This is a genomic window from Spongiibacter nanhainus, from assembly GCF_016132545.1.
GTDB lineage: Bacteria > Pseudomonadota > Gammaproteobacteria > Pseudomonadales > Spongiibacteraceae > Spongiibacter > Spongiibacter nanhainus.
On record NZ_CP066167.1, the window covers coordinates 1752557 to 1775808 of the forward strand.

Genomic DNA, 23252 nt, shown 5'->3' on the forward strand with positions numbered 1-23252 from the left:
GTTGCCGAATTTTTTATAACTTATTGAATTAAAATGAAATATTTCAGTCTTGGTGCCGCGCCTTATCAACAGCTCTCCTGGGAGGGTGAGGTGGCGTCGTCGTGAGCTATACATTTGAGTGGCTGGGGAGGGATATCTGAGGAGGAGCAGGCCAGCAATACTCTACAGGGCTGTAACCCGGTAGCTGCCGGGTTGCCAGGGTTAGAGCCAGTTCAGGGTAAAGGCTCGGTGCATATATGAGCACATGTGTACCTGTGGCATAATTATTTTATGAATTCAGGTTTAGACCCGCGTGCTATCGCGATACAGCCAAAGCGTGAGGCTGGTGTTCAGCGTTATAAAACCGTACTTGATGGTGCCGATCAGCTGCTGCTGGAGGTGGGCTTAAGCGGTTTTTCTATTTCCCTGCTTGCCGAGAGGCTGGGCTTTACCAGGCGCAGTATCTATAAATTCTTCCCCACGACCTACGCGATACTTAACGAACTTACCTATCAGTATCTGGATCAGCTTGAGGAGCTACTCAGTAACAGAGTCACCGAGTTAAGCGAGCTGCCTTGGGATAAGATAATCTACCAAATGGTACAAGAAGCTGCGGCTTTTCATAACAGAAATCCAGTCAGTCGGATTCTAATTCTCGGCGGCGCGGTGACTGATGAGAGCTTTCGGGTGACGGAACTTACTATTCGCCGACTGGGAAAACTCACCACAGATATGCTCAATGCCCGTGGCATTGAGCCACGTAGCCATCCCGATGTGGTGTCTCTGGCAGTTGATATTGGTACGGCGGTGTTTCGGGTGTCGAATCTGTACCATGGCGAGATTACCCAGGACTATGTTGATGAGGCGGCCTATGCGATGGTTGCCTACCTCTCCAAATATATCGACGGGCAGCCTCTAAACGGCGCGCCATAAATCCCCAAGTTAATTTGACAGCGACAACTTTGTTCGGTAGAACTTTTACTCAGAATGGGTACACGTGTACCTATTTGTGGTTATGGAATAACGATAATAATCTTGGAGAGGTCTGCCATGGGACAGATAAAAGCGCTGTCACTTGTTTGTTTTGTCACTGTAATTGCCGCCTGTGGTGGGGGAGGCGGTGGGGTACAAGGGGGCTCCAACAACGCCAGCAATGATGGCGCTCAGGGCAGTGCCGAGCCCAGCCGCGGAGCGTCCTTTTCCAGCGACGAGGAGTTTTTCGCTGCCCGTATGGCGCCGCGGATGGATTTTTGTCGTACCTGCCACATTCCAGATGGTGTCGCCGACACGGATGAAGGCAAGCGGTTCATGTTGTCTACCAGCAGCAGCGGTGACTATGCCAACACCCATGCAGCCTGGAAGGCCTTGGGCGAGGGCGTGGAAAGCAATCTACTAATCGTTGAAAACTCGGATAACAGTGAGCCCCACAGTGGCGGTAAGAACTGGCCGGTGGGCTCAGACGCCTACAAAGATATGGTCACATTGTTGTCGTGCTGGGACGATCCAGCAAGCTGTCTGCTTGAATCCAGCGGGTCTGACAATGTCGAGGAGCTGCCATTGCTGGGAAGCTCACGTGCGCGGCATCGCTGGAGTACATTTTGTGAGGGGCAGCCCGATAGCGCTATCTTGCCTGTGGACCCAAGGACGTTGATACAACCTGGTATCAATGAGGGTAAGGCCGTCTTCTACAATGCCTGGTACGAAGACTGTCATGTCAACCAGCCCGACTCCATGCAGGCACCAAAAACCTGTGGCGAGTACCGCAGTCAGCGAGATGCCGGCAAGCATTGGTTTACCGATGGTGGGCCGACGATGGTCGGTGAGGGCATAGATGCCGAAAGCTACAATCAACGCTGGCAGGCCTGGGGGCTTTCCGAAAGACCCGAGAACTTTGATGAGATGTACCGTCTCCGTTACGGGGCGAATGCAGCGCCGTATCACAACCCTTATCCGCTACCCGGTGAAGATCCCAATGCGACTAACGGCGGTTCCGGACAACTGCCCCAGGGCTTCCGGCAGCGCAGGGACGAAGATGGCAATTGGACCGGTGTAATCGGCGAGAATGGCTGTTTTATGTGCCACGGTGGTCAGATTGGTGACCCTGACAATGGTGAAACCCTCGGTGTTCAGATGGAAAACATTGGTCCGGGGAACAACAATACTGACCTCAATATGCAGGTTATGGATGGTGTGATTGGTGCGGTACCCATTCCCGGTTTGGCGGCGGGACTGGAAGAAATTGGTGTGGGGATAAACCTCGGCCTGTTGGGCATGAGCCAGCGTGGTCAGAACAATGCCGTGGGTGGTTTCGAACTGTTGTTTATGATCACCGATTACGACACCGTGGATATCAACCCGAACCCGGCCAAACTGGCTCTGAACTCAGCGGAACCCCATCCCACCGTAGAACAGCAGGACACACCCTCCTGGTGGAACTACAGCCACCGCTCGCGGAAATTCTTCGATGCCGGTGTCTCCATCGATGCCACGCGTATTGTTATGGCCGCGGGTAGCTCGGCGCTGGGTGATGGTGCCGCCTATACCGCTAACGCCGATGCTCATGCGCGCAATGCCTCGACCTTTATCACCTCACTGGAGTCACCCGCCTACCCAGGAGACATCGATACCCAACTGGCTGAAGAGGGCGCCATTCTGTTCCACGCTAAAGACCTGTGGGCGGAAGAGGCGAATAGCGATAAGCCTCGACCGTTGGGTGGTAATGGCTCCTGTGCCAGCTGTCACGGCGCCTACTCACCGCGTTTCGTGAATGATCCAAATTACCTGGAGACACCGGCCCTGGAAGGGGTGGCGGGGCATATCTCGCCCCTCGATGTGATCGGCACAGACCGTGCGCGCTCAGATGAGCTGAGCCCCTACCTTCGGGATGCCTACAGCACGACTTGGTGGGCCTTTCCTGAGGGTCAGCCGGGCTGGGTAGACCCTGAGGACAAAAATGCTCTTCAGGAACAAATTGACGATGGCCTGCCCGCCGATCAACGTGTTGAGGGCGCGTGTGGCTGGGAACGCGGTGTGATTGGCTACCAGGCGCCACCGCTTTACGGTGTTTGGGCAACGGCTCCGTACTTTCACAATGGTTCTGTGCCCACCGTGGAGCAAGTGTTGAATTCTTCCGAGCGGCCCGCAATATGGCGCCGGCCAATTAAAACGATTGGTCCGGTTGAAGGCTTTGATCTGAGTATAGAGCGGGCTTATGACCATAAGCGTCTGGGCTGGAAACACGATGTCTTGGAGTGTTCAGACATGCCCGGCTCTATGCTAATGAACTGTAATCCAGTGGACCCTGAACAGCCGTCAATTACCCAAATCATCGAGGGCTTCCTCAATGAAACGATCAACTGGAGTTCAATCGTTGGTGTACCAGACCTTGCGCCTGGTGGAATCGATAAACGGCTGATCTTCGATACCAGAAAAGTTGGCAATGGTAACCAGGGGCACGACTTCAGCGATGCGTTGACCGAGCGTGAAAGACTGGCTGTTATCGAGTACCTGAAGACGCTTTAATACTCCTCCAGAGTACGCCGCCCTGGATGTTATCGGGGCGGCTTTTTTATGCGCGCAGTTTAGACGCAGGGCGAGGAGTTAGCGTGAACTGGCAGGTTAGTTATCCGAGACGGATGGATAGAGCTGTCGCCATTGCTCAAAACCGCCATCCATACTGTAGACTTCTGCAAAACCCTGGTTGGCAAAGTATTGCGCGGCGCCTTGGCTACTATTGCCGTGGTAGCAGTAAACGATCAGAGGCGCGTTTTTGTCTGCGGCATCGACAAAGCCGGCGACGTTTTCGTTGTGTAGGTGGGTGGCGCCTTCGATATGATTGAGTGAGTAAGACTGCTGATCGCGGATATCGACGATTTGGCAGTTGTCGTCTTGCAGCAGCTGCTGGGCCTGGTCTACGGACAAGTGCTTGAAGGTGCTCATCGTCTGTTCCTCCTGTTTTCCGGCTTATTCATCCAACCTTAAACACGCTGGAACTGGGATTCCCGCGTCGATTTGCGGCTTGAAAGGGCATGGCCGACATCCTCCAGCATAATATACAGGCAGGGAATCAAAATCAGGGTGATTACCGTAGCAAAAATGATCCCGAAGGCCAGTGACACCGCCATAGGCAGCACCATCTGAGCCTGTAGGCTCGTTTCGAGCAGCATAGGCAGCAGGCCGAAGAAGGTGGTCAAGGAGGTTAGCAGTATGGCTCTGAAACGCTGGCAGCCGGCATTGACCACCGCATCCAGCAACTTTTCCCCCTGGGATCTGGCGGTATTGATAAAGTCCACCATGATTAAGCTGTCGTTGACCACCACCCCGGAGAGGGCGATAACGCCAAAGAACGACATCATGCTAAAAGCGACGCCAACAATCATATGCCCAACGATGGCCCCGATAATGCCGAAGGGGATCACCGACATGATAATCAGCGGCTGGGCGTAGGATCGGAGAGGGATTGCCAGCAAGCCAAAAATCCCAAATAACGACATACCGAAGCCCACAAAGAGACTATTCAGCATCAGCGAAAATTCCTCACTCTCGCCGCTGAGGTGAGCTTTCAAAGACGGAAATTTTTGCTTGAGCTGGGGAATAAGCCCATCCATGATGTCGCCAGTGATCTTGTTGGGTTCGACAGCGTCTTTGTCGGCCTGTGCCGAGACAGTAATCGCGGGTTCACTGTCTATGCGGGTTAGCTTGTCTTGGCTGGGCTCTACATTCAGCTCGGCCACGCTGCTTAGCGGAATAAAATTCCCCTCCTGGCTGCGCAAGTACATGCTTTGCAGGCTCGATACCGACTCGCGCTGCTCCCTGGGGTAGCGCACCATCACTTTGATTTCATCGTTGCCGCGCTGTACCCGTTGGGCCTCGGCACCGTAGAAGGCATCCCGCACCTGCTGGCCGATAGCGGCGGGGGAGAGACCGACGTTTTGGGCGCTGGGCTTGGTTTCCAGGACAATTTCGTCCCGCTCGGTGCTGGCACCATTGCGAATATCGTAAACGCCGCTGTAACGCTCCAGTGCGGTTTCAATCTCGCCGGCGGCTTGTTCCAGCTCTTGCCATTTATTGCCGCTCAGCTTAAAGGAGATGGCCGGGCCGGCGCCGGGATCAGTGAAATGAATAGCCAGGATTTTGGCGCCGGGAATACTACCAATGGCTTCCCGCCAACGACGGGCAATTTCGGTACCGTCGATATCACGCTGCTCGTTTTTGGACAGCTCCACCATAAAATGGACCTTGAGGCCATCGGCGCCGTAGGCAGCGATATGCTTAACCAAATGTTTTTCGCTGTCCCCCGGATGCGACTCAACGTACTCCTGATCAGTGCGCTGCAGGGCAGTGAGCATTTTTTCATAGGCCCGGCGGGTCTCTTCTTCTGGCGTGCCTTCCACCATCTCCAGATTGGCTTGCATGAAATCTGCAGGTACCTGAGGCAGCATGACAAAGCGCACAATACCGCCCAGCACCAGACCGGCGGTGACAATCAATAAGCCGACAAAGACTGCGGTTGTGACAACGCGGTGCTCGATAGCCCGAAGTATCAGTGGTCGGTAGCGAGTCTCTACAAAGGTGGTCAGCTTGCCGTTGAAGTAACGGGGAATTGAATCGAGCTTGAGCCAAAAGCTGCCCGTTCCCGGCGGTGAGTGAGCCAAGTGAGAGGGGAGAATCCACTTGGATTCCACCAGGGAGAAGGCCAGGCAGGCGATAACCACCCAGCCGATGGCCTCCGGGAACGGCGCAAAGGCACCGCTGGAAAACAGGGTGGGCATAAATGCCGCAATGGTAGTGAGAACCCCGAAGGTGGCCGGTGTCGCCACTTTAAGGGCCCCGTCGGTAATGCTGTTCAGTGAGTGGCCGTAGCGTTCGGATTCCGAGTAGGCGCTTTCGCCAATTATAATGGCGTCATCCACCACTATCCCTAACACCAGTATAAAGCCGAACAGGCTCATCATATTGATGGTGACATCCACATAGGGCATCACTGCAAAGGTTCCCAGAAAACAGATGGGCAGGCCCACCATGACCCAGAACGCCAGTTTGATATTGAGGAACAGCCCCAGCACCACAAACACCAACAACGCCCCGGCGCCGAGGTTTTTGATCATCATGTCGATGCGGCCATTCAGGTAAAAGGTGGCGTCTGCCCACACATCCACCGAGACGCCCTCGGGCAGTTGGGCCTGTTTTTGTTTGGCATAGTGTTTGGCGGCCTCGGCGACTTTCACCAAATCCTGATCTTCCACAGCGAGCACTTGCAGGCCAATACTGCTTTGACCGTCAAAATACGAGAAGGCGTCGGTCTCGACAAAGGCGTCTTTGATGACGGCGATATCACCCAGAGTTAAACGGACGCCGTCGGCGCTGGATAGCAGCACAATATTCTCGAATTCCTGCTGGCGCCGGGCCTGGCCTTTGGTGCGGAGCAGTATTTCGCCGTTGCGGGTTTTAATGGCGCCGGCGGGAATATCCAGGGATGAGCGTCGCACCGCGTCGGCAACATCGCCCAGGGTCAACCCGTGTTTGATCAGAGTGGCCTCTGCAACCTCGATGGCGATCTCGAACTCCCGTCCACCATTAACCTTAACCATGGCGATATTGGGGTTTTGCAGCATTTCTTGTTTCATGCTGTCGGCCAGCAACTTCATGCTGCGCTCATCGAGGTTGCCGGATACTTGCAGTTGCAGGGCATGCTTGTCGAACTTGACCTGATTAACGATGGGGCGCTCGATTTCTTCCGGAAAGCTGGATATCCCGTCAATGGCGCTTTTGATTTCGTCCATCACCGCGAGATTGTCGCGACCGGAATATATCTCGGCCCGGAGCGATGCAATCGACTCACGGGAGGTAGCTTCAAGGCTTTCTATGGCCTCTATATCGCTGAGGGCTTCCTCGATTTTTAGTACCACACCCTGTTCAACTTCGCTTGGTGACGCGCCGGGGTAGGGTACAAGGATTTCAATGACGTTGATTTCAAAATCCGGCTGCATTTGCCGGTTGATACTGGTGGCCGCGATGATGCCGCTAAACACTATAATCAGCATCAACAGGTTGGCGGCCACCGAGTTGCGGGCGAACCAGGCAATAACGCCCCTTTTCTGGTTGCTGCTATCGTCGGTGATCATTGTGTCGCGTCCCCGGTGGACAGCGCTTCTGCCGCAGGGGCGTCATCCGACACTGGAGGGGGTAGCTCCGAGTCGGCCAGGGATGAGGTCGTTACGGTGTGTTGAATTTGTACCTCAGTGCCGGTGATGGCGTTGGGAATGCTGGACAAGCAAACCCGTTCGCCATTTTCCAGTCCGCTCTTAACATAAGCCAAATCGCCGTCACTGCGCAGCACCTCTACCTCGCGGTTAATCAGGCGATCTTGCGCGTCAACGACCCAAATTTTATTGCCGGCCCGCAGAATGTGTCGGGGAATGGCAATGAGATTGTCGATGGCCTTGCCGCTAATGTTGGCGGTGACGAAGGTGCCATTGCGCAGCGGCGGACGGTCGCTGTCCAGCGCGTAGGGGTCAGGCACCTCGGCAACGGCATACAACACCCGGCTGCGCTCATCCAGGGCACCTTCGGTGCGAATGATCCGAGCCCGCCAGTGGTTGTCCAGTTCGTCCTTTAGCACGGCTTCGGTTGATACTTCCCTGCCCGCTACCGGCAAGTCGAGGTTGCTTAGGCGATCGAGAGGAATAGGAAGGCGTATCTCGGCCGTGTCGATGGAGAAGAGGCTGCCCAGTTGGCTGCCGGCGCCAACGATATCGCCTTCGTCCGCCAGCCTGGATTGAACAATCCCTCGATAGGGGGCGCGAATTTTGGTTTTTTCCAGGTTGATTTTGGCTTGGCGAAAATCGGCAACGGCTGAGTTGTAGCGAGCTTTGGCCTCTTCAAGTTGAGGCAGCCGCAGGGCCAGCTCCCGGGCTTCTCGGCTGACGTGTTTTCGGGGATAGCGCTGGAGGTCGCGTTTGGCCACTGCAGCGCGGCCCTTTTCCTGTATCAGTGCGCTCTTGGCGCTGGATATCGCCGCCCGGGCACTCACCACCGCCGCTTTATATTGGCGGTCGTCGATCTGCAGCAGTACCTCGCCTTTTTCCACCAAGTTGCCGGACTCGAAATTGTCCGAGACAGTTACGATCTGGCCACTGACTTCAGAGGCCAGTTGGGTTTCAGTGCGGGGCTTGACGGTGCCCTGGGAGTGAAGCGAGATCGACAGCGTTTGCTTCTCTGCAACGGCCACATCGACAATCAATGGCTGTTGTTTGACCTCCACTTGCTCGGGGGCCGGCCTAAGCAGAAACAGGACAGTTGCGAGAACAACGGCAATGACAATTATGGCAGCGGCGATCAGGCTTTGGCGGCGCAGGGTCGGCACAGGTATTTTCTCTTGTTGCTGAATTTAGCCAGGCGCTATTGTACCCACATGTACCCTCAGCGTCTGTGACAGATCGGTAACCGCCACCGTGATTAGGGCTGGCGGTCTACATTTATGGCTGGCGACCAATCCAGCCAGTCGGATTTGACATCGCTATGCAGCGCAAAGCGCTCACCGGATTGAGCCGGGGGACCCATGTCCTCTCCTTCTGGAGTAGCAAAGGCGATCCCCCCTTCCAGCAGTGATTCAACCGCCTTGCTGCGGATGGTGGTGCCAGTGAACAGTCCAAAATTCACCGACACACCGCTGGAATTCCAAAATCGGCTGCCGCGGTGGACGAGCTTGCTGTACCGCGGCTCGATATTGATATGTACCAGGGTTTGCTTTGCATCGCCGGAGAGCTCAACACCAAAGACCTGACCAACGGGGATATCGCGGTAAAACACCCGCACTCCCTCTTTGATGGAGCCCCGGCGCGGTGCGGTTAGTACCAGGTTCAGACCGCGTCCAGGTTTGGCGAGTCGCGGTGGTCTGTCCAGGGCAATAAACTCGCTATGAGGTTCGCCGTCTCCCGGCAGAACACTGATATAGCTGCCTGTGACCAGCGTTTCAAGGTTGCGGGTGCCCACCAGGCCCAGCTGCGGGCTTACCAACCAAAACTGGCTGCCTTTGCGGGCCAGTGCTTTGGCAGATGGAGCGAGCCGGGCGCTGACGTTCACGCCGTCCATGGTACGGTTGAGTTCAATGCCGGTGACTTCGCCGACCTTGATGCCCTGGTATTTGATTTCAGTGCTCTTGCTGATGCCGCTGCCGGTGGAAAAGCGCAGTGAAATTTCTCGGCCTTTATCCGCAAAGGTGCTGTCGTAATCGGGGTGTAGTTTGAAGCGCAGACCCTCCCAGGCTGCCTGCGGGTTTGGGATTTCTGGCGTATGAAAGGCAATACCCCCGGACACGATCGTCGCCAGAGAATCCGCTTGTAACTCCAGGCCGCCCAGTCCACCGCTTATCGCAAAGCCGCTGGCGTTCCAGAATCGGGACTCCCGGTGGACGAGGTGTTGATAGCGTTGGTGGATAAAAATACCCAGATCCACACCCGAAGCATCCAGGGATACCGACTCGACCTGGCCCACAGCGATCTTGCGATAGAAAACCTTGCTGCCGACATCAACGGAATGCAGTTGGTCTGAGCGCAGTGTTAACCGCAGCCCAGGCGCATCTATGCGGGGGTCGGGGATAGCACTGAGGGCGGTATACCGGGCGGCGAGCGTTCCGGGTTCGCCGTTTAAGCGAGCGCTGATGTAAGGGCCACCCAGCAGTGTATCCAAACCCTGAATGCCTTGGGTCGATACCTGGGGTGTCACCAGCCAAAAATCGGTATCGGCATTCAAATAGCGATAGTAGGGAGCGCGAATGCGCACCGTGGCATCGGCGCCCTGACGGGGATCGTTGTCGCTAAACTCCACTGCGTCGACCCGGCCTATCACCAGGCCCTGTAAGCGCACTTTGGCGCCGGCACTGAGGCCTTCGGCGCTGCGAAAACGGATGGCAACGGTCTTGCCACCCTGGGCCATTTCCTTGCTGTCATGCAGGGTAAAACGGTGCCCCGGCTCGACTTCGGCGCCTTGCTTTGGGCTGTCAAAGGCAATGCCACCGGCCAGCACACTGGCCAGGGATCCGGTCTCTACTTTGACGCCCTGTAAACCGGCATTGACGCTGACACCGCTGTGATTCCAGAACCGCGATTGCTCATTGACCAGATGCTGGTAGCGGGGGTCGATACGTAGGCTGATTTCCACGCCCTGATCGTTGAGTTGGTAGCCCTCGACTTCGCCAACGTCGATCTGTTGATACAGTACCGGGGCGCCAATACTGATGCTCCCCAATTGCGGTGCGTCCAGCAGCAGGCGCAACCCCGGTGAATTGTCGGCAAAGGGCGGCGGATCAGTACGAGCACGGAACTCGCTTGCGGCCTTGCCGTCACCGGGCTTAAAGCTGATGTAGTTACCGGCTACCAGGGTATCCAGACCCGACACCCCAGAGAGGGAAACCTGGGGTTTCACCAACCAAAACTCGGTGTTTTTGCGAATTAAGGGCTCGATCTGGATATCCAGAGCCAGGGTTGCGGTGGCGCCATCCAGGTCGTTGTTAAGATGTAGAGACTCAACCTGGCCGACGGTGATCCCCTGGTAAACCACCGGTGTTTTACCGGCGGTGATGCCACTGCCGTCGGCGAAATGTACGGTAACCGCCAGGCCAGAGTCAGCCATATTGTGATACAGCAGCCACAATGCGATGGCTGCCGCAACTAAGGGCAACAACCACACCGATGACAGTCGGCGCCGGGGTGCGAAACTTGCCTCGGGCAAAGAATCCCGATCAATGTTATTCATGGGTCAAACCTGTGTGCTTGTTAGGGTTGCCGTCGTTTATTTTGGGCGTGGGGTCGAGCTGATCCCACAGCAATCGCGGGTCGAGCTGGTTGGCCGCCAGCATGGTCAGTACTACCACGGCGGCAAAGGCGGTGGCGCCCGGGCCGGCTTCCACCAGGGCAATGTTACCCATATGTACCACCGTCGCCAGAATGGAGATCATAAATAAGTCCAGCATCGACCATCGGCCGATAAGATGTACAAAGCGGTACAGAATCATGCACTGGCGGGGACTTAGGGCCAAGCGCCAATGCACGACCAGCATCAGCGAGACAAGGATGGCGATCTTGACAAAGGGGACGATGACACTGGCAATAAACACGACGCTGGCAATGCCCCACAGTCCCGACTGCCACAGCTTTACCACGCCGGAGATAATGGTGTCGGGGTCGCCCTGACCAAAGTTGATGACCGTCATAATCGGCAGCACATTGGCAGGAATGAGCAGCAGTGTGGCCGCCAGGCACAGTGCCCAACAGCGTTGCAAACTCCGCCGCCGACGATAGTGCAAAGCAGCGCCACAGCGCGGGCACTGTGCGTGCTGGCGGCTGGTTGCAACCGAGACCCTGCACAGTAGGCCGCAGTGATCACAGCGGGCCAAACCCTGCTGTTTGGCGGTGACCAGCCGATTGGGCGTAGCCGCTGATCCGGCATCTTTAGCATCTGTCACGGTTGGCGTTTCTCCCAATACCGCCAGGCTGAAGCGGGGTCGAACAACAGGCTGGTGGCGATCAGGCAAAGAATCAAGGCGGCTAGGCAGTAGCTGCCATTGCCGATCATGACATCGCCAGTGTCCATCATTTTTACGTAGGCCACCAGAATACCAATCGCATAGACCTCCAGCATGCTCCAGTGTTGCAGGAAAACAGCGCTCTTTATCCAGCGGGGATAGGCGCGGGGCAGTGTACCCGTGTACTGGCTACCGCTTACCACGACAGTCGCAAGGAGCTGAATAAATGGCGCGATCAACGAGCATAGGCAAACCAGCAGAGCCAGGGCAGGGAAACCCTCTTGCCACAGTCGGGCGACGCCGGCTAACAAAGTGTTACTGCCTCTTTGACCGGCCAAGGTGAACTGTAAGATCGGTAGTGCCACTGCGGGCAGAAATACGATCAAGCCGGTTACTGCCGCTACCAGGGCGTATTGCGGGTCTCGAGCACCGCCTTCACTCAGCGCAGCTCCGCAGCGGGGGCAGCTTAAGCGTGAGCCTGTGGGGGCAACCTGGGCGTTTACCAGCAAGTCGCAATCGGGGCAGGCGATGGGAGATAAGCTACTCATAAGCGCTATAGTTTAGCCTAACAGGCCCGCAGCGCACGTGGTGTTTGTCGGACATTAGCTGGTGTTTGCCTGACATGGTCGGGGCGAGATTATTGCACTGGCGCAAATAGATAGGCGCAACGGCTGAGTATGCGGCGCAGCAGCGACCACTTGGCGACGGTCTTGGGCAATAACTGGGTGCACTGACGAAAATCCTCCACCAGCATAGCCTCCACCTGGCGGGCAAAGTCCTTATCGTGACTTACCGCCGAAATTTCAAAATTTAAACGCAGTGAGCGGTTGTCCAAATTGGCGGTGCCTACCGAGGAGATATCGTCGTCCACCAGCAGCACTTTTTGGTGGAGGAAGCCTTTCTGGTAGTAGTAAAACTGCACACCCTGGGGCAGGGTCTCGCGGATGGCGGTGTAGGAAGACAGCTTGATAATCAGCTTGTCTGGCAAATCCGGCAGCATAATGCGCACATCGACGCCCCGCATGGCGGCCAGCTGCAGGGCCTGAATCACCGGTGGATCGGGCACGAAATAGGGGCTGACTATCCACAGGCGATGCTGCGCCTGGTTGATCATATTGTGGAAAAACAGCGCGCAGGTCTCTACATAGTCGGCGGGGCCCGAGGGTAAAATTAGCAGGTGATTGTCGGCGTTGGGATTGGGTTTGGGCGTCCAGTTCAATGCCGGCAGCTGCTCGGTGGCCCAGTACCAGTCCTCGGCAAAGGCCAGTTGTACGGCCTTCACGGCGGGGCCCGTGATCGCCAAACCGGTATCCCGCCAAGGGGACAGACGCGGGTGCTGGTGGCGGTACTCGTCGCCGATGTTCATGCCGCCGATGGCGGCGTAGGCGCCGTCGGTGACGACAATTTTGCGATGGTTGCGGAAGTTGAGCTGCAGTCGGTTGCCCACGCCCTTGGTGCTGTTAAAGGGGTGGATTGCGATTCCTCCCTGCCGCAGGCGATGAATATACTGACGGGGCAGTTGAAAACTGCCGATCTCGTCGTAGATAAAGTAGATCGCCAATCCCTCTGCTGCTTTAGCCAACAGCAGCTCCGCCAGCTCGCGGCCGACCTGGTCGTCGCGGACGATGTAGAACTCCAGCAAGACATATTCTTTGGCTTGGCGTATGTGCTCAAAAATGTCGGCAAAGGCGGTATCGCCATCGATAAGCAACCTGGCACTGTTGCCTCGGCTAAAGGGCATGCTGCTAAGTTGGGGCAAGGCGACCAGGCGCGGGTCGTTGTCGCTGTCTTGGGCATCGAAATCGGACAGGCTTAGCCCCAGTCGATTGGCCTGGCGGTGAAACTCCCGGGCGTCTTCTCGCTTGGCCATGGCGTAGCCGCGAAAGCGTCGCCGGCCAAACACCCAGTACAGCGGCACGAATAAGGGCGGAAAGCCCACCAGCACGATGGCCCAGGCTACCGCACCCTGGGCGGTACGGCTTTTCATGATGGCTTCCAGAGCGGACATCACACCAAGAACGGCGAACAGTGTCGCGACAATGGCGGCGATACTGGCCAGGTTTTGGGAGAGCCATTCAAGCAATACTGTCAATGTCATCCTACTGTCAGACGATTTGCCCGCGTTGGGCGAATGGTATAGTGCGGCGCTTAAAAAAACGACAAGGCGATGAATAATGACTCGGGTATTTTCTACTCCTTCGGCGCTGCTCGACGCGGTGGGTGAGCAGCTGGGTGCCAGCGACTGGCTGAACATTGATCAGCCGCGCATCAACTTATTTGCCGATGCCACCGGCGACCACCAGTGGATTCACGTCGATCCAGAGCGAGCCAAGGACGGTCCCTTTGGCGCCTGTATTGCCCACGGCTATCTGACCTTGTCCCTGGTCAATGTGTTCTTGCCGCAGATTATCGACGTGCAGGGCATATCGATGGGGGTCAATGTCGGGTGTGAAAAAGTCCGCTTTCCCCAGCCGGTAACCGTCGGATCGCGGGTTCGGGGTGTGGGCGAGCTGCTCAGCGCCGAAGAGGCGAAAGGGGGGATTCAGTCGGTGGTGCGTGTCACTGTGGAAATCGAAGGCAGCGACCGGCCGGCTTGTGTTGTCGATACGATTTCCCGTTATTTTCCCCAGTAGCGAGCGCTTCTTTCTCCCGCGGGGCGACGAGGGCAGGCAGCTCGAGCCGCTCCCGATCAGCGCGGGCCCTGCGCTGTTCATATTGTGAACTTCATCCCAGTTTGTTAGCTTGCGGATTGTTTTTGATCTATAAATAAAACAGTATTATTACATTCTAGTGTCGAATTGCCGGAACCATTATGGCAAAGTAATGCCAAACGAGAGTCCGCGCAGTAGGGACGAGCAGAAACTGAAAGAGCGTTCTCGGGAGGATGTCGTCCATGGATGTGACGCATGGTAGTGTATTGGTCGATGACCGGGAGTTACTGAGTAACGTGCCGGTGTATGTTAATGAAGGTGGCCGCGAGGGCGCTTACGTTAACTGGATGGGGTGCCTGCATCTCGACCGGGAAAGCGGAAGCAAGTTGGAGCAACAGGAGTATCGGCTCAAGCTGCGAGATGGTCGCCTGGGAAACATCACCATTCGCAAAGTCATTAGTACCAACGGCGCCATGCACGTAGAAGTCCTGTTTGAAGGTCGCCGCGAAGACAGCTAACTCCGTATTACCGTCAACAAAAGGTGCATCGTTTCTTCAAACTATGCACGACTTGCACAGCCAGCCCGGCAACACTATAGTCAGCCGCGTCGCCTATATTCCTTGAGATGATTTTTACCTGGACGCCGTTAATGCGGCAGTGGGAGTTTCCGTGCACCCTGGGGAGCGCTTTAATAGCTTTACACATCTTGCTGGCGTTGTTGCCGCCATCGTGGGGGCGCCGTTACTGGTATGGCCGGCGCTGTTGGCCGGGCACGGCTGGAAAATCGCTGGCCTGTCGATTTACTGCGTTTGCCTTATCGCCCTCTACCTGTTCTCGACCCTCTACCACAGCACTAAAGGCCAGCACAAAGCCTTATTCAGGCACTTGGACCATCTCGCCATCTACCTGCTAATTGCCGGTACTTACACGCCGTTTTTGTTGATCACCCTGCGCGGTGGCAACGGCTGGTGGATGTTCGCGGTGATTTGGTTGCTGGCGGTGGTGGGGATGGTTTTGGAGTCAGTGTCATCCTCTCAGCGCCGCCGTTTGTGGTCGATCCCCATCTACTTGTTAATGGGTTGGTTGTCTCTATTGCTGATTAAACCGCTGTTTGCGGCGCTGCCCCCGGCGGGTTTTAACTTGCTGCTAATTGGAGGGGTGGCCTATACCTCGGGGATCATATTCTATGCCCTGGATAAAAAGGTCAGCTTCTTTCACGGTATCTGGCATCTGTTTGTACTGGCGGGCAGTGTCTGCCATTACCTGACTATATACTACTATGTGGCTTAGAGCGGTATGTCGCTAAAACTGGTCGATGTCTGGATTTGTGTCGCGGCAGTGCTGATCGCCATACCGCTGATCGCCTTGTTTATGCCCCTTTCTTTGGCCGGTGTGCCGTACCAGTGGGCAACGGCGTCTTTGCTATTGGCGCTGCAATGGCTGGTGGGTGCGGCCTTGATGTACACAGCGGTGGAAAAACGCCGGGGCACCGAATTGGGCCATAAGTTGTTTCCGGCTTCGGTAATGAGCGTGGTGCTGTGGCTGGCCATGTTGTCATTTTGGTGGCGCGCGCTGTAACGATCTGATTGTGGGGGCCTCGGGTGGTTAAGCTGGTGGAAACCTGGCGGATCTTTGTGCGCTTTCTCTACCTGGGTTGTGTGAGCTTTGGCGGACCCGCTGCTCACATTGGCTATTTCCGCAAAGAGTTTGTCGAACAGCGACGCTGGCTCAACTCAGATCAGTTCGCCGCTAACCTTGCCCTGTGTCAGTTTCTTCCCGGTCCTGCCTCCAGCCAGCTGGGCTTTGCCATTGGCTGCCATCGCGGCGGTTTGTGGGGCGGGCTGGGAGCCTTTTGGGGCTTTACCCTGCCTTCGTTTCTGCTGATGTGGGCGCTGGCCAGTAGTCAGCAACACGGTCTGGGGCCGCTGTTGTTCGAAAGCGGGGTGGTGGAGGGCCTCAAACTGCTGGCGGTAGCGGTGGTGGCCGATGCCATCTGGACGATGGGTCAACAGTTTTGCCGTCGCTGGGATACCGCCGTGATCGCTGCATTAACGGCCTTAGCACTGTGGTGGCTTACCACGCCTTTGACTCAGCTCGCGGTGTTGGCCGCAGCTGCGGTACTGGGTTATCTGCGCAGCGAGAAACCAAATAGGCCAGTACCGCAAGTGACATTGCCAGCAAGCGGTAAAGGCGCACTGCTTATATTTGCGCTGGTGCTGCTGGCTTCATTCGTCGCGGCAAGCTCGGTGTTTTCCCAGTTCTATCAAGCCGGCGCCCTGGTGTTTGGCGGTGGCCATGTGGTTGTTCCTCTGCTGCAGAGCTTTATTGGTGACGCGGTGCCCGCCGATCAATTTTTATTGGGTTACGCGGCGGCCCAGGCGGTGCCGGGCCCAATGTTCACCCTGGCCAGCTATCTGGGGGCGGTGCTGCGGCCGGAGTCTGCCCTGACCTTTGCGGCTGTGGCGACGGCCGGGGTCTTTCTACCGGGGTTTCTGTTGGTGATCGCCTTGCGGGAGAGTTGGCAGACCCTGTCTCAGCGGCCCCGTATTGCTGCGACCGTCACCGCCGTGAATGCGGCGGCGGTGGGGATGTTGGTGGCGGCCTGGTTTGGCCCCATCACCGGCCATGCGCCTGCGGGCTGGTGGGCCGCGGGTGTGGCGGTGCTTGGCTTTGTCGCCTTGCGCAGCAAGCGGGTACCGGTGGGAGTGTTAATTGTGGGGTTCTCATTGCTGGGCTGGTGGCAGTTTTAGTACCGCGGCAGTCCGCAATGCTGGAGTGAAAAAGTGCTCGGTGCTACCACAGCGACAGCTGGTTGCCACCTCTTGATGGTGGGCAAAAGTCTCCGCAGTTGAGTTCGGTGCGCTGGTTAGCCGCCAGGCCGTGCTGGCGCAGGGCGCGATGAAAGCGCTGGTTGATCAGCTCGGCAAAAATTCCCTGTCCCCGCATGCGCTCGCCAAAGCGGCTGTTGTAGAGCCGACCGCCGCCGATATCTTTTAAGCGGCTAAGAATATGTCCCGCCCGCTGGGGAAAGTGCTGGTAAAGCCAGTCGATAAAGAGCGGCGCCACCTCATGTGGAAGCCGCAGCGGAATGTAGGAGGCGGACTGGGCGCCGGCTTCCGCGACAGCGGCGACGATCTGCTCCAGCTCTCGCTCGTTGAGCAGGGGGATGACCGGAGCGATCAATACACTCACTGGCACACCGGCGGCGCGCAGTTCGCGAATAGTGCGCAGCCGGCTCTCGCCGCTGCTGGCTCGAGGTTCCAGTTGCCGTTTTAGTGCCTTGTCCAATGTAGTGACGCTGATCGCCACATGAACCAGATTATGCTCTGCCATGGCCCGAAGCAGATCCAGGTCCCGGAGAATGAGGGCGCTTTTGGTGATGATAGAGATCGGCTGCTTAAAGCGCAGCGCCACCTCTAACAAGCGGCGGGTGACCTCAGTGTCTTTCTCTAGCGGTTGATAGGCGTCGGTGTTGATGCCCAGAGCAATGGGTTGGCACTGATAGCCAGGCCGCTGTAGTTCCGCCTCAAGCAGCGCCGGAGCATTGTGTTTAACGCTGATCTTGGTTTCAAAATCGATGCCCGGCGACAGGTCGATATAGGCGTGACTGGGTCGGGCAAAACAGTAGATACAACCGTGCTCGCAGCCCCTGTAGGGGTTAATGGACAGGTTGAAGGGTACATCCGGCGAACGGTTGCGGGTAATGATGGACTTGGCGGTTTCCTGCCGCAGCTCGGTAGTGGGCGCGGTCGGGGAGAGCTCCAGAAGATCTATCGTTTCTTGCTGTGTTCTGGGCTCACCCCCTGTTCTGGGCTCACCCTCTGTTCTGGGCTCAACATAGGGTTCCACCCAGTGCTGGGCAAAGCGCCCCGGGAGCCGTGAAGCGGTGCCGCGCCCTTTAATTGGCGCGGCTGTGTAGGATTTGTCCATCATGACCACAGGCTACTGCTATACTGGTTAAATGTACAGTATTTATTTGGTGCAGGCCTGCTGTACCTAGCGGTCGCTGTCTGGCGGTGGTTTTGGGTCACCTGGGACCCGGTCCTTGAGGCGGTAAGCGAAAGCGATAATCTCTGCCACGGCCACGTAGAGTGCCGGCGGTATTTCGGTATCCAGATCCACGCAAGACAGCAGCATGGCCAGTTGCTTGTCCTGGTAAATGGGGATATCCGCTTCGGTAGCAATTTCCAGAATGCGCCGGGCAATTTCGCCTTCGCCCTTGGCGCTCACCGTGGGGGCGGTGTCGCCGTCATAGTGAAGAGAGACGGCAATACTGCCCGGCATTGAGTGGGGTTTGGGGGGCGTAGTCATGCCTGGTCCTCCAGCAGATGGCGGCTACTGAGGGGCGACCCGGGGCCGTCGGTATCGCCACAGCGGCTGTGGATCTCGCAGGGGCCCTCAAGATGCTCTTCCAGCTCGCTCTGGTAGCGCTGAATCAGTGCCAGCGTTGCCGGTCGAGCGGCGGTAAACTGAATGTCCAGGGTGCCTTTGGTATCGGCAACGGTGACTTTGATGGCGCCGAGTGCGGGGAAGTCAAAGCTGAGCGTAAAGCGCCACTGGTGCTGGGTATCGCCCTGGTGGTCACGATCCTGGGGGGCATCGTGTTGTTCTTTATCCCGATAGGGGGCTCGCTCCACTGCAATTTGCCAGACATCGATACCGTCCTCGTCCACAACCGGAATTTCCATGATATGGGGGCGTTGGCTGTCGTCTTTGCTCTGAAGGCTGAGCAATTGGTGGGCCTGGATGCGGGCCAGTGCGCCGTCTACCTGATGTTGTAGCTGATTTAGCAGCTGGCCGGGGTCGACATGGCGAGTGATCGGCAGGCGGCCCTGACTGCGTATTGCTCCAGGCAACTCGCTACTGGTGGGGGTTGGGCTGCTATTGGCGTAGGCCGACATTGCCGGGTTTCGCGACGGTGGCGCTGAATGAGAGGCGTGGGGGTGTGAGCTCCTTGCGGGGCGGTATTCTGTGCCGGGGCGATTTGCTGTGGCGGGTGTACTCTCTGCACTGCCGAAGTGTTGCCGTGCCAATAGTGCCGCCAAGCGCAGTAGCTGAGCCTTGATGTCCGAGCGCCCCACCTGGCCCTGGGCCAGGCCGGCTTCCAGAAACAAACCGCTGTTTAAAAGCGCTTGCTGCAAACCGCGGGGGTCCTGCATTTGTTGCCGGCGGGGCAAGGCAGCGAAAAGCTGTTGCAAGCCGGCCTGTAGCGCATGGTTGGGTGCTGACTGGGGAGATTGCGCCAACGCGGTGATCAAACCGCTACTAAGCTGATTCAGGCCCTGCTGTTGGGGTAGAGTGGCTTTTAGCAGCGGTAACAGTTTGGCGTCGGCTCGGTTGAGGATTTGTAATAGCGGGCGCTGCTGGGCATCCCGGCCAGTGACTTGCAGTTGCAGCTGCTCGCCCTGGCGCAGTGGCGTTTGGCTCTCTGCCATTAGCCGCAGGTTGCCCGAGGCCAGCTCATACAGATGACCGGCCTTTTGCCCCAGCACGACCGCCATCAATAGACGGTCCGCCGGCAAAATCGGCGCCGGGCCAGCAGGGCGGTTTACCGCCGCTGGCTGAATGGCGGGGGTCGTGTTTATGATGACCATGGGCGTACTCGCGAGTGTTCACCCTGTTATCGGCAAAATGCCGGTAAGCTTTAACTGCGCACCACTCGGTATAGCGTATAGTAAGCTGAGAGAGCGCAGCACCAAAACCAATAAGCGTCGTTACTGACGGCCACAGTCATACCGACACTGCTTAACGCAAAGGAGACCGCAATGACGCAGTTTTACGATTTTTCACTCAATACCTTACAGGGAAAGCCCCTGGCGATGAACGAATATCAGGGCAAAGTGGTACTGGTGGTTAACACCGCCAGCAAATGCGGTTTTACGCCCCAATACGCCGGATTGCAGGAGCTTTACGATAAATACAAAGACCAGGGCTTGGAAATAATCGGCGCACCCTGTAACCAGTTTGGCAAGCAGGAACCCGGCGATGCTGACACCATTCAGGGCGAGTGCCTGATTAACTACGGCGTCAGTTTCCCGATGACTGAAAAACTAGAGGTAAACGGCAAAAACGCCCATCCCCTGTTTGCCTACCTGAAAGAAGCTGCCCCCGGCACATTGGGTAACCGCATCAAGTGGAATTTCACCAAATTTCTGGTGGGCAAAGATGGTGAGGTGATCAAGCGCTATGGCTCTATGACCAAGCCCGCGGCGATTGCATCGGATATTGAGGCGGCATTAAAGGCATGAGGGGCACGTTAAGACATCAATAAAAAATTGCCAGCTAGTCGGCAGTGAGGCCGCGTCACCCTTTGACGCGACTTCACTGCTGGGAGCCAATGGCTTATAAACAGCAGCTTTGACTGCTCAGGCTCTGTGATGCAGCCAAAAACTATGATGTAGGCTTAGCAGGGCACTCGGGAATACGCGCCCGAGCCGGCTTCAAAAACAAACCATAATAATAACGGTGAAAGTATGAATATACGGCGATGCATAGGCATTGTGGCCTGCACGCTGCTGGCAGCGGCCTGCGGTGGTGGTTCCAGCTCCAGCTCCAGTAAGGGAGTGGGCAGCGATAATCCAGAGCCTGGGGTGAATCAAGACTTTGTTGAAGTTGACCTACACACCTATGAAACCCCGCCTTTGGCTGAGGGGGAAATAGAGCTACTCACTCTATCAACCTTTCCTGAAACGGTGTCCGGTGGTGATGTGCTAGTGGCTGTGCGTGGGGTGTCTGAGGACGCAACGCCGCATTTTAGTCTTAATGGACAAGAGATATTCCCAGATATCCGCCACGGCGATAACGCGGAACAACTAGAAGCCATGATTGTCGGTTTGCAGACTGGCGACAATGTGCTTGCCGTTGAGGTTGGGGAGGGTGATCAGCGGCGCCGTGTGGAGATTATCTTAACCAATCACCCTATTACAGGCCCTATTATTTCCGGCCCCCACCAGTCGCCCTTTGCTTGCCGTACTGTTGAGTCAGGCCTTGGCGAGCCGCTGGACGAGAATTGCAGCATCGCGACCACCTACGAATGGTTTTATCGGCGACTCCCTGACTTACAATACGCTGAGCTTGACCCCAATGCCGACGCTTACCCTCCAGATATGCAAACCACGGTGACGCGTGACGGTGAATCGCTACCTTTCATCGTGCGGGTTGAGTCGGCCACTATTAATCGCGGCATTGCCAGAATTGCCGTGCTGGATGATCCCATTGCCCGGGGTGGTCCGACACCCTTTACACCCAGTTGGAACCGGCGGGTTTACTATATCTATGGTGAGTCTTGCGATGTGGGCTATCACCAGGGGAGTAACTCGCCTAACTTCGTTTTAGGTGCGCCTCCGGACATTCCTGCTGCGCTGCAGGAAGGCCTGGCCAACCAGGACCCAGAGGCCTTGGCGGCGCTAGTGGATACCGGCAACCTGCTAATCAACTTGGTGGGCGGGGCAGAGCGACTGGGCAAAGGTGATATCGTGGTGCATTCCACGCTTTCGGCCTTCGGGGTGCACTGTAATCCCTTTGTCAGCCTTGAGACCACCATGATGCTCAAGGAACATATCATTGAGGATTATGGCGTCCCCCATCAGTTTATTGGTACCAACGGTTCAGGAGCGGCGCTGCAGCAATATAACGCTGCCAATAGTGCGCCTGGTTTGCTGACCGGCGCCATGCCTACCGCGACCTTCTCCGACATTGCCAGCACAGCAATGACGGTGGTGGATTGCGGTCTGTTGGTGAATTACTTCGACAACAGTGAGTTTGACTGGTCTACCCCAGATAAACGGGCCGCGGTGACCGGGCACAATGTGCAGAGTTCGCTTAGTTTGGGGCCAGTCAGTGAACTCGACCCCAGCGGCGAGAGTGATGTCCTTAACAACGAGATATGTAAGAGCTGGATCAGTACCTTCTTTGACAAGGTCCAGGCCCAGGAAGGTTGCGGAAACGTACCGGAAGACCTGCGCTATCACCCCCAAGACAACCCAGCGGGTGCCCGCTGCACGGTGCAGGACGCCAATGTGAATTGGTTGGGCACAGAACCCCACCCCGATCACCCCAATGTGGAAGTTGCCCGCCGCCCCTTGGATAATATTGGTGTGCAATACGGGCTAGAGGCGCTCAAAGCCGGTGCTATTAGCGCCGAAGAGTTTATCGACCTCAATCGCCAAATTGGCGGTTTGGATATCGATGGTAACTTTGTCAGCGAACGTCACGCCATGTCGGAGGAACTGTCAGGACGGTTATACCAGATTGGCCAAGTGATCGGTCGCGGCTATTTAGCCGAGACGCCGGTTATGGATATAGCCCCCTACCTCGACGTTATTCCACTGTTAAACATCCACGAGTCAGTGCGACCGTTTACTATTCGCGCGCGTTTAAATGCCCGCGAAGGACGGGAGGATACTCACGTTATCTGGCGCGGGGTACTGACCCAGCCCGACGCCTTTGAAACCATGGACGCCTGGACCGAAGCTATCCGCCAAAACCCATCAAACAACCGGGTGAATGACGTTGCTTCACTGCGCCCCATGGGCCCTGCGGCACCCTATGGTGCAGTAGACTCCTGTTCGATTTCCACCCTGGGCGGGCAATTGGATTTGCCCAATGTGCTTTTACTGCCTTTGGGTGGTCAGGTGCCAATACTGGCCGACCTCGGCCTGCCAGGTATGGAGGTCCCTATTGGGGTGAATGCACCGGAAACCTGGGAGGCGGATGGCTCTGGTAGTGGCCCTTGTGCCAATGCGCTGCCGGTTGTTCAAACTCCGCGCATGGTGGCGGGAATGCCTATGTCAGGTGACGTGATCAAATGCCAGCTAAAAGCCATCGACCCCGCCGATTACAATGGCCTGCTGGATGCGCAGCACTTGGCGGAGCTGGTAGAAATATTCCCCGATGGCGTATGCGATTACGACCAACCAGGTGTAGGGGATTTGCCGCTGGGGCAAAAGAGCCTGCGATGGCCCAGTGTGGGCGGCACCTCGCTGTTCACGGAAGGCGGCACTCTGTCTCCTCGCTCCCTGCAATGGCGGGCGGTGAGGTCGAGCAATGAGTAGTGGGGAATGTGTTTGAGGGGTGACCGGGCACAAAAAAGCCGCCCG

At 56.7% G+C, this 23252-nt stretch carries 19 protein-coding genes; 9 read left to right on the plus strand and 10 right to left on the minus strand.

What is annotated here, in order from left to right:
* Positions 1-270: 270 nt before the first annotated feature.
* Together I6N98_RS07930 and roxC are read left to right on the plus strand one after the other, a co-directional pair.
* Positions 271-912, plus strand: a complete 642-nt coding sequence (locus I6N98_RS07930; RefSeq protein WP_232787504.1) for a TetR/AcrR family transcriptional regulator — start codon at positions 271-273, stop codon at positions 910-912.
* 117 nt (positions 913-1029) lie between these two features.
* Positions 1030-3501, plus strand: a complete 2472-nt coding sequence (roxC, locus tag I6N98_RS07935; RefSeq protein ID WP_198571245.1) for a putative rubber dioxygenase RoxC — start codon at positions 1030-1032, stop codon at positions 3499-3501.
* A 96-nt stretch (positions 3502-3597) separates the two neighbouring features.
* On the opposite strand, the gene glpE is transcribed toward roxC, so the two are convergent.
* The 7 genes from glpE to cls form a co-directional block, all read right to left on the minus strand.
* Positions 3598-3918 carry a thiosulfate sulfurtransferase GlpE gene (gene glpE / locus I6N98_RS07940; protein WP_198571246.1) on the minus strand — a complete coding sequence of 107 codons (321 nt, stop codon included), beginning with the start codon at positions 3916-3918 and terminating at the stop codon, positions 3598-3600.
* Between the two features lie 38 nt (positions 3919-3956).
* On the minus strand, positions 3957-7103 hold the full coding sequence (locus tag I6N98_RS07945; RefSeq protein WP_198571247.1) for an efflux RND transporter permease subunit: 3147 nt from the start codon (positions 7101-7103) through the stop codon (positions 3957-3959).
* The gene (locus I6N98_RS07950; RefSeq protein ID WP_198571248.1) at positions 7100-8344 is read right to left on the minus strand and encodes an efflux RND transporter periplasmic adaptor subunit; all 1245 of its coding nucleotides are present in this window, start codon (positions 8342-8344) and stop codon (positions 7100-7102) included. Before I6N98_RS07950 ends, I6N98_RS07945 begins: the two co-directional genes overlap by 4 nt.
* Positions 8345-8436: 92 nt before the next feature.
* Complete coding sequence (locus I6N98_RS07955) at positions 8437-10734, minus strand: PqiB family protein (protein ID WP_198571249.1); 2298 nt, start codon at positions 10732-10734, stop codon at positions 8437-8439.
* Positions 10727-11443, minus strand: coding sequence for a paraquat-inducible protein A (locus I6N98_RS07960; RefSeq protein ID WP_232787505.1), 717 nt, complete (start codon positions 11441-11443; stop codon positions 10727-10729). The genes I6N98_RS07955 and I6N98_RS07960 overlap by 8 nt, the downstream gene beginning before the upstream one ends.
* The gene (locus I6N98_RS07965) at positions 11440-12051 is read right to left on the minus strand and encodes a paraquat-inducible protein A (protein ID WP_198571250.1); all 612 of its coding nucleotides are present in this window, start codon (positions 12049-12051) and stop codon (positions 11440-11442) included. The genes I6N98_RS07960 and I6N98_RS07965 overlap by 4 nt, the downstream gene beginning before the upstream one ends.
* A gap of 89 nt (positions 12052-12140) precedes the next feature.
* On the minus strand, positions 12141-13601 hold the full coding sequence (gene cls / locus I6N98_RS07970; RefSeq protein ID WP_232787506.1) for a cardiolipin synthase: 1461 nt from the start codon (positions 13599-13601) through the stop codon (positions 12141-12143).
* Positions 13602-13677: 76 nt separating this feature from the next.
* On the opposite strand from cls, the gene I6N98_RS07975 reads away from it, so the two are divergent.
* From I6N98_RS07975 to chrA, 5 genes are all read left to right on the plus strand, one after another.
* Positions 13678-14136, plus strand: coding sequence for a MaoC family dehydratase (locus tag I6N98_RS07975; RefSeq protein WP_198571252.1), 459 nt, complete (start codon positions 13678-13680; stop codon positions 14134-14136).
* Between the two features lie 260 nt (positions 14137-14396).
* On the plus strand, positions 14397-14672 hold the full coding sequence (locus I6N98_RS07980; protein ID WP_198571253.1) for a hypothetical protein: 276 nt from the start codon (positions 14397-14399) through the stop codon (positions 14670-14672).
* A gap of 151 nt (positions 14673-14823) precedes the next feature.
* Positions 14824-15444, plus strand: coding sequence for a PAQR family membrane homeostasis protein TrhA (trhA, locus tag I6N98_RS07985; protein WP_198571254.1), 621 nt, complete (start codon positions 14824-14826; stop codon positions 15442-15444).
* A gap of 6 nt (positions 15445-15450) precedes the next feature.
* The gene (locus tag I6N98_RS07990) at positions 15451-15732 is read left to right on the plus strand and encodes a hypothetical protein (RefSeq protein ID WP_198571255.1); all 282 of its coding nucleotides are present in this window, start codon (positions 15451-15453) and stop codon (positions 15730-15732) included.
* 23 nt (positions 15733-15755) lie between these two features.
* Positions 15756-16904 carry a chromate efflux transporter gene (chrA, locus tag I6N98_RS07995; protein WP_232787507.1) on the plus strand — a complete coding sequence of 383 codons (1149 nt, stop codon included), beginning with the start codon at positions 15756-15758 and terminating at the stop codon, positions 16902-16904.
* A 43-nt stretch (positions 16905-16947) separates the two neighbouring features.
* On the opposite strand, the gene I6N98_RS08000 is transcribed toward chrA, so the two are convergent.
* The 3 genes from I6N98_RS08000 to fliK all read right to left on the minus strand — a co-directional run bounded on the left by I6N98_RS08000 (position 16948) and on the right by fliK (position 19748).
* Complete coding sequence (locus I6N98_RS08000; protein WP_232787508.1) at positions 16948-18087, minus strand: PA0069 family radical SAM protein; 1140 nt, start codon at positions 18085-18087, stop codon at positions 16948-16950.
* Between the two features lie 63 nt (positions 18088-18150).
* Positions 18151-18465, minus strand: a complete 315-nt coding sequence (locus I6N98_RS08005; RefSeq protein WP_232787509.1) for an EscU/YscU/HrcU family type III secretion system export apparatus switch protein — start codon at positions 18463-18465, stop codon at positions 18151-18153.
* A complete protein-coding gene (gene fliK, locus I6N98_RS08010) occupies positions 18462-19748 on the minus strand; it encodes a flagellar hook-length control protein FliK (protein ID WP_198571256.1) in 1287 nt (428 codons plus the stop codon). The genes I6N98_RS08005 and fliK overlap by 4 nt, the downstream gene beginning before the upstream one ends.
* A gap of 171 nt (positions 19749-19919) precedes the next feature.
* On the opposite strand from fliK, the gene I6N98_RS08015 reads away from it, so the two are divergent.
* Together I6N98_RS08015 and I6N98_RS08020 are read left to right on the plus strand one after the other, a co-directional pair.
* The gene (locus tag I6N98_RS08015) at positions 19920-20402 is read left to right on the plus strand and encodes a glutathione peroxidase (RefSeq protein WP_198571257.1); all 483 of its coding nucleotides are present in this window, start codon (positions 19920-19922) and stop codon (positions 20400-20402) included.
* Between the two features lie 225 nt (positions 20403-20627).
* Positions 20628-23207, plus strand: coding sequence for a DUF6351 family protein (locus tag I6N98_RS08020; RefSeq protein WP_198571258.1), 2580 nt, complete (start codon positions 20628-20630; stop codon positions 23205-23207).
* Positions 23208-23252 lie beyond the last annotated feature (45 nt).